This is a genomic window from Micromonospora sonneratiae, from assembly GCF_042679305.1.
Lineage (GTDB): Bacteria > Actinomycetota > Actinomycetes > Mycobacteriales > Micromonosporaceae > Micromonospora_H > Micromonospora_H sonneratiae.
Window position 1 is genome coordinate 163,879 of record NZ_JBHTMP010000006.1, and the last position, 15,455, is coordinate 179,333.

5 protein-coding genes are annotated in these 15,455 nt (G+C 70.0%); all 5 read left to right on the forward strand.

Going from position 1 to position 15,455, the window contains the following annotated elements; all coding sequences use genetic code 11:
• Nucleotides 1-7 precede the first annotated feature (7 nt).
• The 5 genes from ACFQ4H_RS06230 to ACFQ4H_RS06250 are packed head-to-tail and all read left to right on the forward strand — an operon-like array spanning nucleotide 8 to nucleotide 15,358.
• The gene (locus tag ACFQ4H_RS06230; RefSeq protein ID WP_377567924.1) at nucleotides 8-5,521 is read left to right on the forward strand and encodes a type I polyketide synthase; all 5,514 of its coding nucleotides are present in this window, start codon (nucleotides 8-10) and stop codon (nucleotides 5,519-5,521) included.
• Between the two features lie 60 nt (nucleotides 5,522-5,581).
• Complete coding sequence (locus ACFQ4H_RS06235) at nucleotides 5,582-6,529, forward strand: TauD/TfdA family dioxygenase (protein WP_377567960.1); 948 nt, start codon at nucleotides 5,582-5,584, stop codon at nucleotides 6,527-6,529.
• A complete protein-coding gene (locus tag ACFQ4H_RS06240; protein WP_377567926.1) occupies nucleotides 6,529-6,717 on the forward strand; it encodes an MbtH family protein in 189 nt (62 codons plus the stop codon). Before ACFQ4H_RS06235 ends, ACFQ4H_RS06240 begins: the two co-directional genes overlap by 1 nt.
• The gene (locus ACFQ4H_RS06245) at nucleotides 6,714-9,845 is read left to right on the forward strand and encodes a non-ribosomal peptide synthetase (protein ID WP_377567928.1); all 3,132 of its coding nucleotides are present in this window, start codon (nucleotides 6,714-6,716) and stop codon (nucleotides 9,843-9,845) included. Before ACFQ4H_RS06240 ends, ACFQ4H_RS06245 begins: the two co-directional genes overlap by 4 nt.
• Nucleotides 9,842-15,358 (forward strand): non-ribosomal peptide synthetase/MFS transporter, encoded by a 5,517-nt coding sequence (locus ACFQ4H_RS06250; RefSeq protein WP_377567930.1) that lies wholly within the window; start codon nucleotides 9,842-9,844, stop codon nucleotides 15,356-15,358. The genes ACFQ4H_RS06245 and ACFQ4H_RS06250 overlap by 4 nt, the downstream gene beginning before the upstream one ends.
• Nucleotides 15,359-15,455: the final 97 nt, after the last annotated feature.

Genomic DNA, 15,455 nt, shown 5'->3' on the forward strand with positions numbered 1-15,455 from the left:
ACTGAGGATGGAACAGCAGCAGCAGCCGACCGGGGACGCGGACCTGGGCGTCGAGCCGATCGCGATCGTCGGACTGGCCGCGCGTGTGCCCGGGGCGAACGACGTGCGTCAGTTCTGGCGCAACCTGGTCGACGGGGTCGAGTCGCTCACCCACTTCACCCGCGAGGAGCAACTCGCCCAGGGTGCCAAGCCCGCCGAACTGGACGACCCGGGCTGGGTCAACTGCGCGCCGATCGTCGACGGCTTCGACGAGTTCGACGCCGGCCTGTTCGGGATGACGGCTCGGGAAGCGGAGGTGATGGACCCGCAGCACCGGCTGTTCCTGGAGTCGTGCTTCACCGCACTACAGGACGCCGGCTACGACCCGGCCCGCTACTCGGGCGCGATCGGGGTGTACGCGGGCACCGGCGGCAACACCTATCTCCGGGACAACGTGCTGCGCAACCGCCGGATCAGCGGCTCCCCGCACACGGCGGTGTCGATCGCCACCGGTAACTCACCCAACTACGTGGCCACCACCCCGTCGTACCGGCTCGACCTGCGTGGCCCGAGCATGACCGTGCACACCGCCTGTTCGACCTCGCTGGTCGCGTTCCACCTCGCCTGCGAGGCCCTGCGCAACGGCGAGTGCGACATGGCCCTGGCCGGCGGTGTCAACGTCGAGCCGGCCACCGGCTATCTCGGCATGGACGGGTTCACCTCGCCCGACGGACACTGCCGCCCGTTTGACGCGGACGCCAGCGGCACCGTCTGGGGCAGTGGTGTGGGCGTGACGCTACTCAAGCGGCTCTCCGACGCGATCGCCGACGGTGACACGATCCGGGCGCTCGTCCTCGGCAACGCGATCAACAACGACGGCGCCAGCAAGGTCGGGTTCACCGCGCCGAGCATCGACGGGCAGATGGAGGCCATCGCCCAGGCCGTCGCGGTGGCCGACATCGACCCCCGCACCATCACCTACGTCGAGGCGCACGGCACCGGTACCGCGATGGGCGACCCGATCGAGATCGCCGCGCTGTCCGCGGTGTACGGCAAGGACACCAGCGACCGGGGCTGGTGCGGGATCGGCTCGGTCAAGTCCAACATCGGTCACCTGAGCCAGCCGTCCGGCATCGTCAGCGTGATCAAGGCCGTTCTCGCGATGGAACACGGGATGATCCCACCCACCATCAACTACGAGCGGCCCAACCCCGCCATCGACTTTGCCGACACCCCGTTCTACGTGGCGAACACCCTGACCAAGTGGGACACCGACGGGGTGCCCCGCCGGGCCGGGGTCAGTTCGTTCGGCATCGGTGGCACCAACGCGCACGTCGTGCTGGAGCAGGCCCCGGAGTCCGACCGGGTCGGTGCGGACCGGGCGCGTCCCGTACAGCTGCTCCAGGTCTCCGCCAAGACGGAGACGGCGCTCGACCGGGCGGTGACGCAACTCGCCGACCACCTCGCGGACACCTCCGAGGCGGCCCCCGAGTATCTCGCCGACGTCGCGGCCACCCTGCGGGGCGGCCGTCAGGAGTACGAACACCGGGCGGTCGTGGTGGCCAGCGACCTGCCGGACGCGGTTGCCGCCCTGCGGAGCCGGACCCGCCGGCAGACCGGAACAGCCGACGGGTCAGCGCCGAAGGTCGCCTTCCTCTTCTCCGGCCAGGGCGCCCAGTACGCGGGTATGGGGGCCGAGCTCTACCGGCAGGAGCCGGTCTTCGCCGCCGCCGTCGACGAGTGCGCGGCGCTGCTGACCCCCGACCTCGGCCTCGACATCCGCGACCTGGTCCTGGGCCGGGTCGACGACGCCGGGGAGCAGCTCACCCAGACCCGCTACACCCAGCCCGCCCTGTTCGTCGTCGAGTACGCGCTGGCCACCCTGTGGCGCAGCCGTGGCGTGCGCCCGGCGGCGATGATCGGCCACTCCATCGGCGAGTACGTCGCGGCGACCGTGGCCGGGGTGTTCAGCCTGTCCGACGCCCTACGGGTGGTCGTCGCCCGGGGCCGGCTCATGCAGTCGTTGCCGGCCGGTTCGATGTTCGCCGTGTCGCTCGACGAGTCGGTGGTGGTCGACTGGTTGCCCGAGGGCGTCACCATCGCGACGGTCAACGGACCGGGAACCTGCGTCATCGCGGGGGAGAGCGAGCTGGTCGCCACCTTCGCCGAGAGCCTCAAGGGCAAGGGCAAGAAGGTCAGTGTCAAGGAGTTGCGTACCTCGCACGCCTTCCACTCGCCGATGATGGATCCCATCCTGGCCGAGTTCACCGCGGTCATGGCGGGTACGAAGCTCAACCGTCCGACCACGCCGTTCCTGTCCAACGTGTCCGGTACCTGGATCACCGACGAGCAGGCCACCGACCCGGCCTACTGGGCTGCGCACCTGCGTCAGCCGGTACGGTTCGGGGCGTGCGTCGCGACGCTGCTGGCCGAGGGACTCTGGGCGCTGGTGGAGTGCGGGCCGGGCAAGCAACTGGCCAGCCTGGCCCGGATGCAGGTTGCCAAGGGCAGCCCGGAGCAGCGTAGGTTCACGCCGCTGCCGAGCCTGCCCAGCCCCGGTGACTCGACCGGTGACCTGGCCACCTTCTATGCCGCGACCGGTGCGCTGTGGGTGCATGGCGTCGCCGTACGGCAGCCGGTCGACGACGGGACCCGGCGCGTGCCGCTGCCGGTGTACCCGTTCGAGCGCACCCGCTACTGGATCGACCCCGATCCGGAGGAGACCGCACCGGCGACCGTGACTGCACCGAGCGGCCCCCGGCCGCTGGCCGAGTGGTTCGCGGTACCGGTCTGGCGGCAGTTGGCCAGCGACGGGCAGACCGTCCCGCTCGGCCGCTGCCTCGTCTTCGTCGCCGGACCGCGGGGCGCGGCGCTGGCCGACGGGTTGCGGTCCGCCGGAGCCGACCTGGTCGAGGTACGCACGGGGGCACAGTTCGCGTCGACCGACACGGGTTTCCAGCTCCGGCCGGGAGCCCGCGAGGACTACGACGCGCTGGTTGCCGCGTTGGCGGAGACCGGCCTGCCGCAGCGACTGGTCCACGCGTTCGCGCTCGACGGGGCGGCGACCGGGAGCGACATCGACGCCACCTGGCTGGCGCAGGACCTCGGCTTCTTCAGCGTGCTGAACCTGACCCAGGCGCTGGCCGGTGCCGGGCTGACCGCGGAGGCGGCGGAGACCGGTCTGCGGTTGGACCTGGTGGCGTCCGGCATCGGTGACGTCCAGGGTGGTGACCTGACCCGTCCGGAGCACGCCACGCTGGTGGGTCTGGCCCGGGTGCTGCCGGTCGAGTTGCCGGGTATGGCGGTCCGGTTGATCGACGCGGATCCGAGCAGCGACGCGGTCGCTCCGGTCGTCGCGGAACTACGGCGCCCCGACGGCCCGGACCGGGCCGAGGTCGCGCTGCGCGGTGGCCGTCGCTGGGTCACCGGCTATGAGCAGGTCACCCTGGCCGGGGAGGCGTCCCCGGGGGCCCTGCGGCCGGGCGGCCGGTACGTCATCACCGGTGGCCTCGGTGGAATCGGTATCACCCTCGCCGAGGACTTCGCCCAGCGGGTGCAGGCGAAGCTGGTGCTGCTGGCCCGGTCCGGTCTGCCCGCCCGGGAGGAGTGGGACAACCACCTCGCCCTGCACGGCAGTGACCCGGCCGATCGGGTCGGCCGCGCCATCACCGCGATCCGCCGGATGGAAGGCGCGGGCGCCGAGGTCCTCGTGCTGTCCGCCGACGTAACCGACCCGGCCGACCTGCGGCGGGTACGGCAGGCCGCGGAGGAGGCCTTCGGCGGTGTCGACGGTATCGTGCACGCGGCCGGTCTGCCCGGTGGCGGCATGGCCGAGATCAAGGAGCGGGCCGAGGCCGAGCGGGTGCTGGCACCGAAGCTGGCGGGCACCCTGGCCCTGGCCCAGGTCTTCGGCGACCTGCCGATGGACTTCGTGGTGCTCTGCTCGTCGATCACCGCCGTGGCCGGTGGCTTCGGACAGGTCGACTACTGCGCGGCCAACAACTTCCTGGACGCGTACGCCCGCAGTGGGCACGGCTGGAGTGCCCCGGTGCTCTCGCAGAACTGGGGTGGCTGGGCCGAGGTCGGCATGGCGGTCGAGACCAAGGCACCGGCCGGGTTCTCCGGCGTCAGCCGGGACAGCGTCACCACCTCCGTGTCGCACCCGGTGCTCTCCACCCGGGTCAGCTCGGCCGAGCACACCGTCGTGCACGGACTCGTCTCGGCCAGCACCCACTGGCTGCTCGACGAGCACCGTATCGGTGGGGTGCCGGTGGTGCCGGGCACCGCGCACCTGGAGTGCACCCGGGCCGCCGTCGCGGCCAGCATCCCCGCGCCCGCCCCGGGACACGTCGTCGAGCTGCGTGACGTGGCGTTCCTGGAGCCGTTCTCGGTTCCCGACGGTGGGGTGGCCCAGTACCGGGTGGAGCTGTCCAGTGACGACGATGCCACGGAGTTCCAGATCCAGAGCCTGTCCGGGGGGAGCAGCAGGACCCACGTACGGGGATCGGCCGGCTGGACCGCGGAGGAGCCGGGCCCGTCGGTGGACATCCCGGCGGTGGTCGGCCGCTGCCGCCGCATCGACGACGACAACTCGTTCGGTCGGGGCCGGACCAGCATGCTGACCTTCGGCCCGCGCTGGAACTCGCTGCGTGAGCACTACCTGGGTGAGGCGGAGGAACTGGCCCGGATCGAGGCGCCGGAGGTGGCGTTCGACGATCTGGGCAGCTGGGGCCTACAGCCGGCGTTGCTGGACGTGGCCACCGCGTTCGGTCGGGGCCGGGGAGAAGGCACCTACCTTCCGCTCTCCTACGGGCGCATCGTGGTACGCGGGCCGTTGCCCCGGGTCTTCTACAGCTACCTGCGCTACCGGGACAGCTCGACCGACGACGTCGTCGCCGCCGACCTGTCACTGGTCGACGTCGAGGGCCGGGAGATCGTCGCGATCAGCGAGTTCGTGTTGCGCAAGGTCGACCAGGACGCGGTGACCGGCGGACTCGCGGCGGCAGCCGGGGAGACCCCGGCCGCCGACCAGCGGCCCGTCGCACCGTCGGACGACATCCGACCGGTCGACGGTGCCGAGGCGTTCCGGCGGACCGTGGCGGCCGACCTCGGCCCGCAGGTGGTGATCGTGACCCATGCGGTGGCCGACGTCCTGGCCCGGGCCAGCCGGGTCACCACCGACACGATCGAGACCGATCTCGACGCGACACCGACGTCGACGGCCGGGGCGGTTGGCGGGACGACCGCACCGACCACCGAACTGGAGGCGACCCTCGTCGCTGTGTGGCAGGACGCTCTCGGCGTACCGGCCGTCGGCATCGACGACGACTTCTTCGCGCTCGGCGGTAACTCGCTGGTCGCGGTCCAGTTGATCGCCGCGATGCGGAAGGCGGTCGGCGTCCGGTTGCCGATGCGCAGCATGTTCGAGACGCCGACCGTGGCCGGACTGGCCGCCCGGATCGAGGAACTGCGGGCCGCCACGGCCGAGGAGCCGGCCCCGCAACCGCAGACCGATGCCATTCCGCGGCTGCCCCGCGCGTGACCAGTACTCCGCGTGACCAGTACTCCGCGTGACCAGGACTCAAGGAGACGAGTGAGCGACATGACCGCTACCCCGTTGCCGTTGACCATCAAGTCTGACGGCACACCCATCACCGAGTTGATCGCCAGCCGTCGCGCGGAGTTCCGCGCGGCGCTGGTGGAGCACGGCGCTGTCCTGTTCCGAGGGTTCGAAGTTGGTGGCGTCGACGGTTTCGACCAGGTGGTACGGGCCCTGTCCGGTGCCCCGCTGACCTACACCGAGCGTTCGTCGCCCCGCAGCACGATCAAGGGGCAGGTCTACACCTCGACGGACTACCCGCCGGACGAGGAGATCTTCCTGCACAACGAGAACTCGTACCAGGCGGCCTGGCCGTTGACGTTGTACTTCTACTGCATCACTCCGCCGACGACGCTCGGTGCCACTCCGCTGGCCGACGTCCGTCGTGTGTACGAGGAGATCGACCCGGCCGTACGGGAGGAGTTCGCCCGGCGGCGCTGGATGGTCGTACGCAACTTCCACCCGGACTTCGGCACGCCGTGGCAGCACGTGTTCAACACCGATGACCGGGACGAGATCGAGGCCTACGGCGAGAAGAACGGCATCAGGATCGACTGGATCGGCAAGAACGGCATGCGTACCACGTCGGTCCGGGACGCCATCCACTACCGGCCCGGCAGCGACGTGCCCCGCTGGTTCAACCACGCCACCTTCTTCCACGTGAGCACGCTCGCCAAGGACCTGCAGGAAGGTCTCCTGGCGATGTTCGGCGAGGAGGGTCTGCCGACCAACACCTACTACGGTGACGGCGGGCAGATCCCGGCCGACGTGATGGACCACCTCCGGTCGGCGTACCGGGCCGCGTCGACCCGCTTCGACTACCACCGGGACGACGTGCTGGTCGTCGACAACATGACCGCCGCGCACGCCCGCGAGCCGTTCACCGGGCCACGCAAGATCGCAGTCGCGATGGCCGAGCCCTACACCCCCAACACCCAGCAGGAGAAGTGATGAGCGAGCCCCGATTCGTCGTCGTCCGCAACGACGAGGAGCAGTACTCGATCTGGTCGGCCGACCAGGAGATTCCCGCGGGCTGGCACGACGCCGGCTTCACCGGCACCCGGGCCGAGTGCCTGGCACACGTGGACGAGGTGTGGACGGACATGCGGCCCCGGTCGGTACGCGAGGTGGCCCGATGACGCAGGCGTCGCAGCGGGAGTGGACCTTTCCCGCCTCCGCCGCTCAGGAACGGGTGTGGATCGCCAACCAGTTCGATGTCGACTCGCCGGTCTACAACGTGTCGGCGTTCTGGAAGGCCCCGAAGGGGTTCACCAGCGATCAGGTGACGAGCCTGCTCAATGCGGTCGTCGCCCGGCACGAGGCGTTGCGGACCCATCTGCGTACCGAGAACGGTGCCCTGGTGCAGGTGGTCCGCCCCGCCGAACCCGTAACCGACCTGCCGATCGTGGACTTCGGCGGGGTGGCCAAGGAAGAACGCAGCGAGAAGGTCTACACGTTCAGCGAGGAGTTGGCGCGTACCCCGATTCCGCTCGACCAGGCGCCGTTGTGGCGGGCACAGTTGCTGCGCTACGCCGACGACGAGTGGGTGCTGATGGTCGTCGTGCACCACGCGGTGTTCGACAGCCGCTCACAGGTGGTGTTCACCACCGAACTGAACACGCTGGCCGAAGCGGTCGTTTCCGGCTCCGACCCGAAACTTCCGGAGCTGGGAATCCAGTACGCGGACTTCGCCGTGTGGCAGCACGAACAGTTTACCGGCGCGGCGCTGGAGAAGCAGTTGACGTTCTGGCGGGACCGGCTGGCCGACGCCCCGCCGGTGACCGCGCTACCACTGGACCGGCCGCGTCCGTTCCGGATGGGCTACGCCGGTGACGAGGTACGGTTCGAACTGCCCGCCGGGCTGCTCGACCGGGTGACCGCGCTCGGCCGGAGCGCGGCGGCGACGCCGTTCATGGTCCTGTTGAGCGCGTACGCCGCGCTGCTGTCCCGACTGTCCAGCAGTGACGACGTGGTGGTCGGCATCTCCACCGCGGGGCGGGACCGTCCCGAACTCGACGAACTGATCGGCATGTTCGTCAACCCGGTCCCGCTGCGCTGCGACATCTCCGGTGACCCCACCGGTAGCGAGCTGCTCCAGCGGACCCGTGACGCGTTGCTGGAAGCGATGGACAACGGACAGACCCCGTTCCAGCGCATCGTGGAGGCGATCGCGCCGCACCGGGATCCGTCCATCCAGCCGATCTTCCAGGCCGCGTTCAACTTCATTCCCGAGTCCGGTATCGACCCGGTGCTGTTGGGCACGGCAAAGGACGATCTCGCGTTCGACATCAGCACCGAGACCAGCCGGCTGATCTACCGTACCGACCTGTTCGACCGGTCCACGGCCGAGACGATCGTGCGTCGTTACGTACGGTTGCTCGAGGCGATCGTGGCCGAGCCCGGCCTGCGGGTGTCGCAACTTCCGCTGCTGGAGGAGGCGGAGCGGGAGGCCGTTCTGGGTACCTGGAACGACACCGCCCACGCCACGGTCGAGACCACCCTGGTCGAGGTCATCGAACGGCAGGTCCACGCCGCGCCGGAGCGGACCGCACTGGAGTGCGACGGGACGACGTTGACCTACGGGCAGCTCAACGCCCGGGCCAACCAACTGGCCCGGGTGCTGGTCAGCCGGGGGGCCGGCCCGGACTCACTGGTCGCGCTGGCCCTGCCCCGCTCGGCGGACCTGCTGGTGGCGATCCTGGCGGTGCTGAAGTCCGGAGCCGCCTACGTCCCCGTCGACACCGGTTACCCGGCGGAGCGGATCGCGTTCCTGCTCGGCGACGCGGCACCGACGCTGGTGCTGGCCGCGCCGGAGACGGCCGCCCTGGTACCGGCGGACGCGCTGGTGCTCGACGGCACGTACGACGGCGACGACTCCGACGTGACCGACGCCGAGCGGACGGTGCCGCTGCGCCCGGCCCACCCGGCGTACGTCATCTACACCTCCGGTTCGACGGGGCGGCCGAAGGGCGTGGTGGTGGAGCACCGCTCGGTCGACGCCTACCTGGCCTGGGCCCGGCAGGCCTACCCGAGCCTGTCCGGCACGGCGCTGCTGCACTCGCCGGTGTCGTTCGACCTCACTGTCACCGGCCTGCTCGGGCCGCTCACCGCCGGTGGATCGGTCCGGTTGGCCGCGATCGACGACCCGGCCGCCCGGGTCGGTGGCCAGCCGACGTTCCTGAAGGCGACCCCGGGGCACCTGCCCCTGCTGGATGGGCAGTTGTCGCCCACCGGTGACCTCGTCCTCGGTGGTGAGGCGCTCTCCAGCGAGGCGCTGACCGCCTGGCGGGCGGCGAACCCGGGGGTGGCGGTCACCAACGAGTACGGCCCCACCGAGGCCACCGTCGGCTGCGTCGCTGCCCGGATCGCACCGGGAGAAGCACTTCCGGCCGGTCAGGTCACCATCGGCACCCCGGTCTGGAACACCGAGGTCTACCTGCTCGACGCGGCGTTGCAGCCGGTGCCGCCCGGTGTGGTGGGCGAGTTGTACGTCGCCGGTGACCAGCTCGCCCGGGGATACCTGCGGCGTCCGGGACTCACCGCCGAACGGTTCGTGCCCTGTCCGTACGGGGCGCCGGGGCGGCGGATGTACGCCACCGGCGACCTGGCCCGGTGGCGGGCCGACGGGACGATCGACTATCTGGGGCGCAGCGACCACCAGGTCAAGATCCGGGGTATGCGGGTCGAGTTGGGCGAGATCGAGTCGGCGCTGCTGGGCTACCCGGACGTACGCGAGGCGGTGGTGGTCGCCCGTACCGACGACCGGGGCGACACCAGCCTGGTCGCCTACGTGGTGACCTCGGCCAGCGCCGCCGAACTCTCCGCCGAACTGGCACGGCTTCTACCTGCGCACATGGTGCCGACGGCGTTCGTCAACCTCGACGCCCTGCCGTTGACCCCGAACGGCAAGCTGGACCGGGGCGCCCTGCCGCTGCCGGAGACGGCGACGACGCCGAGCTATCTGGCACCGCGTACCGAAGCCGAGCGTCTGGTTGCCGAGATCTTCAGCGAGATCCTGCAGGTGGAGAAGGTCGGGGCGGAGGACGACTTCTTCGCGCTGGGCGGCAACTCCCTGCGCGGTATGCGGGCGATGGCCCGGATCCGCGCTGACATCGAAGTCGACGTCCCGATGCGGTCGTTGTTCAGCTATCCCGTAGTTGCGGATCTCGCCGCCCAGATCGAGCGGCTGATCGCCGCCGAGGTCGACGAGCTCTCCGAAGCAGAGGTGGCCGCGCTGCTGGCGGCGGAAGAGGAAAACACCGAATGACGGACCTGAAGGACGCTGCCCGGACTGCGGCCCGGGACGCGTTGATTGCGCAGCGGCTGCGCAGACGTCGGGCCGAGCCCACTGCCACCATCGTGGCCCGGCCGGCGGATGCGGTCACGCCACTGTCGTACGCCCAGGAGCGGGTCTGGTTCATGGACCAGATCGCCCCCGGCGAGGCGGCGTACCACATCGCCGTACCGATGCGGGTCCGTGGCCCGCTCGACGTCGATGCGCTGCGTACTGCACTGGCCGGGCTGACCCAGCGGCACGAGTCGCTGCGCACCCGGTTCCCGGCCGACGAGGACGGTCGCCCGTTGGTCGTCGTCTCCGACGCCGTCGAGGTTCCACTGCGGATCGTCGACGCCGAGGACGAGGCCGCCGCGCAGGCCCTCGTCGACCGGGCCGTGACGGAGCCGTTCGACCTCGCCCAGGGGCCGCTGCTGCGGGCCCTGCTGATCCGGCTGGCCGACGACGACCACGTACTGCTGCTGGCCAAGCACCACATCGTCGGCGACGGTTGGTCGGTCGACGTGCTGCTGCGGGACCTGATCGGCCTGTACCACGGACGGCCGTTGCCGGAGATGCCCATCCAGTACGGAGACTTCGCGTACTGGGAGGCGAAGTCGCTCGACGGTCCCCAGTCGCGCCAGCGGCTGGACTACTGGAAGGAGCGGCTGCGGGGCATCACCCCGCTGGAACTGCCCCTCGACCTGCCCCGTCCCGCCACGCAGACCTACCACGGCGACTTCGTGGAGTTCACGGTCGACGGCGGGGTGACCGAGGGGCTGGCCACCCTGACCCGCAACAGCGGCGGCACCCTGTTCATGACGCTGCTGGCCGCGTACCAGGTGCTGCTGGCCCGGTACTCCCGGCAGGACGACTTCGCCGTTGGCGCGTCGTCCGCGGGACGGTCCGTACCCGAACTGGAGAACGTCGTCGGCATGTTCATCAACATGCTGCCGATGCGGGCCGAACTGGCTGGTGACCCGACCTTCAGCGAATTGCTGGAGCGGACCCGGCGGTGCGTGCTCGACGGGTTCGAGCACGCCGACGTGCCGTTCGCCAAGGTGGTGCAGGAGCTGAACCTGGCGCGTGACGTCAGCCGGTCACCGGTGTTCCAGTCGATGTTCGTGTTGCAGAACTACGAGATGGGCCGGTTCACCGAGGCGTCGAAGGGCACGGACGTCTCCTTCGAGTGGACGCCGATGGAGCTGCGAGCCACCCGGTTCGACTTCGAACTGCACCTGGTCGAGGTCACCGGTGGACTGTGGGGCAAGCTGGTCTACAACACGGACCTGTTCCACCGCGCCACGGTCGAGCGGATGGCCACCCAGTTCAACGCCCTGCTGCGGTCGATCGTCGCCACCCCGGACGCCCGGATATCCACGTTGGATATCCTGCCGGTCCCGGAACGGGAGCTGGTGCTCCACACCTGGAACGACACCGCCGCCGACTTCCCGGACACGGCGACGCTGCACGGGCTCGTGGAGGAGCAGGCTGCCCGTACGCCGGACGCCGTCGCCGTCCGCTTCGAGGACCGTTCGGTGTCGTACGCCGAGTTGGACGCGCTGGCCAACCGGATCGCACATCGGCTACGGGCCGAGGGGGTGGGACCGGAGACCCTGGTCGGGGTCTGTGCCGAGCGTTCCGTGGAACTGGTGGCCGGTCTGCTCGGGGTGCTCAAGTCGGGTGGTGCCTACCTGCCGCTCGACCCGGAGTACCCCGCCGACCGGCTGGCCTTCATGGTCGAGGATGCGGCCGTACCGGTGGTGCTGGTGCTCGACCGGCTGCGGGACGTGCTGCCACGCACCGACGCCCGGATCCTGGTGCTGGACGACGAAGCCGAGTGGGCGGACCAACCGACCCAGCGTCCGACGCCGACCGCGGGTGCCGGCAATCTGGCGTACGTCATCTACACCTCCGGCTCGACCGGACGACCCAAGGGCGTGCCGAACACCCACCGGGGCATCGTCAACCGGCTCGACTGGATGCAGAAGAAGTACCGGCTGGATGGCGACGACGCGGTCCTACAGAAGACCCCGGCCAGTTTCGACGTCTCGGTGTGGGAGTTCTTCTGGCCGTTGCAGACCGGCGCGCGGATCGTGCTGGCGAAGCCGGGCGGGCACAAGGACGCCGGCTACCTGCGGGACCTGCTCGTCGCCGAGCGGGTGACCACCGCGCACTTCGTACCGTCGATGCTGACCGTGTTCCTCGGTGAGGACGGGATCGAGGCCTGCACCAGCCTGCGACGGGTGATCTGCAGTGGCGAGGAGTTGCCGCTGGCGTCGGCCGTCGACTTCACCGCCCGGTTCCCGGACTGCGGGCTGCACAACCTGTACGGCCCGACCGAGGCTGCGGTGGACGTCAGCTCGTGGCACTGCGATCCGGTGGCGTTGGCCGGGCTGACCAGCGTGCCGATCGGCACCCCGATCGACAATCTGCGGCTCTACGTCCTGGACGAGCACCTCGCCCCGGTGCCGGTGGGCGTCAGCGGCGAGCTCTACATCGGCGGGGTCGGTCTGGCCCGGGGCTACCACCGCAGGCCGTCGCTGACCGCGGAACGGTTCGTGCCCGATCCGTTCGCCGCCGAGCCGGGAAGCCGGCTGTACCGGACCGGTGACCTGGCCCGTTGGCGGCTGGCGAACCCGACTGACGGTCTGGACGACCGGCCGGGCGCGGTGATCGAGTTCCTGGGCCGGATCGATCACCAGGTCAAGCTGCGTGGTCTGCGGATCGAACTCGGCGAGATCGAGAGTGCGCTGCGCGACCAGGACGGGGTCACCGACGCGGTCGTGATCGTGCGGGAGGACGTACCCGGGGACAAGCGGCTGACCGCCTACACGGTGGGCCCGGCGGAGAGCGCGGACCTCAAGGCCGCGCTCAAGGGAATGCTGCCCGAGTACATGGTGCCGAACGCGTTCGTCGCGATGGACGCCCTGCCGCTGAGCCCGAACGGCAAGCTCGACCGCCGGGCGCTGCCCGCACCGGTGGTGACGCGGGAATCCTCCGTCGAACTGGTCGAGCCACGCGACGACACCGAACGGATGCTGGCGCAGTTGTGGTCGGAGGTGCTCGGCGTACCCACGCTCGGCATCGACGACGACTTCTTCGACCTGGGCGGACACTCGATGCTGGCGACCCAGGTGGTGGCCAGGATCCGCAAGGTCAACGAGACCGGACGCGCGGTCGGTGTGATGGACCTGTTCCAGCACCGGACGATCCGGGACCTGGCCGCGTTCATGACCGGGACGGCCGGGGACGACGGGCCACGACGGCTGCTCTACGAGCTGACCAAACCGATCCCGGCCGGGAAGCGGACGCTGACCTATGTCTGTGTGCCGTACGGCGGTGGCAGCGCGATCGTCTACCAGCCCCTGGCCGACGCCCTGCCGAAGGACCGGGCGCTGTACTCGCTGGCGATCCCCGGCCACGACGTCGGGCTCGAGGAGTCCGCGCTGCCCTTCGACGAGCTGACCACCCGGGTTGCCGAGGAGATCCTGGAACGGATCGAGGGCCCGATCGCGCTCTACGGCCACTGCGGCGTGGGCAGCGCGATCACCGCCGAGGTGGCCCGCAAGGTGGAGGCCGCCGGCCGGGAGCTCGAGGCGGTCTACATCGGGGCGATGTTCCCGTTCGCCCGGCCCAAGGGCTTCTTCTCGGCGATGCGTACGAAGCTGGAGGCGCTCAAGAGCAACCGGCACTACGCGGACTGGTTGAAGTCGATGGGCGTCGACACCGACGAGCTGGACCCGGAGCAGGCCGACCGGATCATCAGCAACATGCGGGCCGACTCCCGGGCCTCGGAGGAGTACTTCACCGGACTGCTCGATCGGCGGGCGGAGAAGCTGCGGGCTCCGATCATCTCGGTGGTCGGATCCGAGGACCCGGTGACCGACTACTTCACCGAGCGGTACGCCGAGTGGCAGTTCCTCAGCGACACCCTGGGACTGGTCGTGCTCGACCAGGCGGGTCACTTCTTCCTCAAGTACCGGGCGGACGAACTCGCCGAGATCGTCACCACCGTGCATCCGGCGGTGGTGGCCGGCGACATCACCGCGCTGGAGCCGGAGGCCCGGGGTGAGCTGGCTGCCTGGACGGTACGAGACCGGTGGCAGGCGAATGCCGCCGTGGAGACCGGCCGGAAGGTCGTCAAGCCGAGCATGGGGCGGTTCGTGGCGGTCACGCTCGGCCAGGTGGTCTCGACCACCGGATCGGCGCTGACCGCGTTCGCGCTGCCGATCTGGCTCTACACCACCACCAAGTCGGTGACCAACCTCGGTCTGTTGTGGGCGCTGGCGCTGCTCTGTGGTGTGCTCATGCTGCCGGTGGCCGGTGCCATCACCGACCGGGTGAACCGTCGCCGGATCATGATGATCGCCAGTTGCACCTCCGGTTCGTTGCAGGTGATCCTTGCTGCGCTGCTCTGGTCGGACAATCTCCAGCTCTGGCACATCTACCTGCTCGTGTCGATGAGTCAGGTGGCGGCGTCGTTCCAGCGGATCGCCTTCCAGTCGGCGGTGCCGCAGTTGGTGCCCAAGCGCTACCTCGGTCACGCGATGGGCATCACCCAGTTGTCCAACGGATTCGCGATGCTGATGATGCCGGTGATCGCGGCGGGCCTGCTGGCCGCGATCGGGCTCAAGGGCATCCTGCTGATCGACATCGCCAGCTACGCCTTCGCCATCATCGCCCTGGCCTTCATCCGCTTCCCCGACCTGCTCGGGTGGCGGCCGAGGGAGCGGCTGCTGGTCGCGATCGTCAACGGCCTGCGGTACTCGTGGAACCACCGGGGTTTCCGGTTGATGCTCGGCTACTTCTCGCTGGGCAACATCTTCCTGGCCCCGGCGTTGGTGCTGATCACGCCATTGGTGCTGTCGTTCGCGACACAGACGGAGGTGGCCCAGGTCGCCGTGGCGGAGGCGCTGGGCGGTATCGCCGGTGGTGTCCTGATGTCGCTCTGGGGCGGGCCCCGGAACCGACGGATGATCGGTGTGCTGGTCGGCAACTTCGGCACCGCCATCGGCTGCTTCCTCATCGGGGTGAACCCGTCGGTCATCGCCATCGGCTTCGGCGTGTTCTGGATGGCCATGGCGATGACCACCGCCCAGGGCATCTACGCCACGATCGTGCAGGTCAAGGTGCCGCAGCGCTATCACGGGCGGGTGTTCGCACTCAACCAGACGATCACGTGGTCGACCCTGCCGATCGGGTTCGCGCTGGTGGCCCCGGGAGCGACCGCGCTGTTCGAGCCGATGTTCGCCCCGGGCGGGGCGCTGGCCGGATCGGTCGGCGCGCTGATCGGTGTCGGGCCGGGCCGGGGGATCGGCTTCGCCTACCTGGTCTTCGGGCTCTGCCTCATGCTCGTCACGACGGGTGGGTTCATGATCAGGACCCTGCGTCGCTTCGACACGGAGGTGCCCGACTCCCTACCGGACGATCTCATCGGTGCGCAGGAGCGGGAACGGCGGCTGGCTGAGGCGAAGGTCGAGGGAGAGAAGGTCTCCGTCAGCTGAGTCGGTTGTCATCGGGGTGGGTCGGGCGGGCGCCCGGCCCACCCCTTTCGTTTCCGCCGCAGAACCGCCGCCGACCATCCGGTCGTCCGGAACAAGC

Coding starts and splice junctions, on each gene's coding strand:
- ACFQ4H_RS06250 (WP_377567930.1), top strand. CDS start 9,842: ATGACGGACCTGAAGGACGCTGCCCGGACTGCGGCCCGGGACGCGTTG.
- ACFQ4H_RS06230 (WP_377567924.1), top strand. CDS start 8: ATGGAACAGCAGCAGCAGCCGACCGGGGACGCGGACCTGGGCGTCGAG.
- ACFQ4H_RS06240 (WP_377567926.1), top strand. CDS start 6,529: ATGAGCGAGCCCCGATTCGTCGTCGTCCGCAACGACGAGGAGCAGTAC.
- ACFQ4H_RS06245 (WP_377567928.1), top strand. CDS start 6,714: ATGACGCAGGCGTCGCAGCGGGAGTGGACCTTTCCCGCCTCCGCCGCT.
- ACFQ4H_RS06235 (WP_377567960.1), top strand. CDS start 5,582: ATGACCGCTACCCCGTTGCCGTTGACCATCAAGTCTGACGGCACACCC.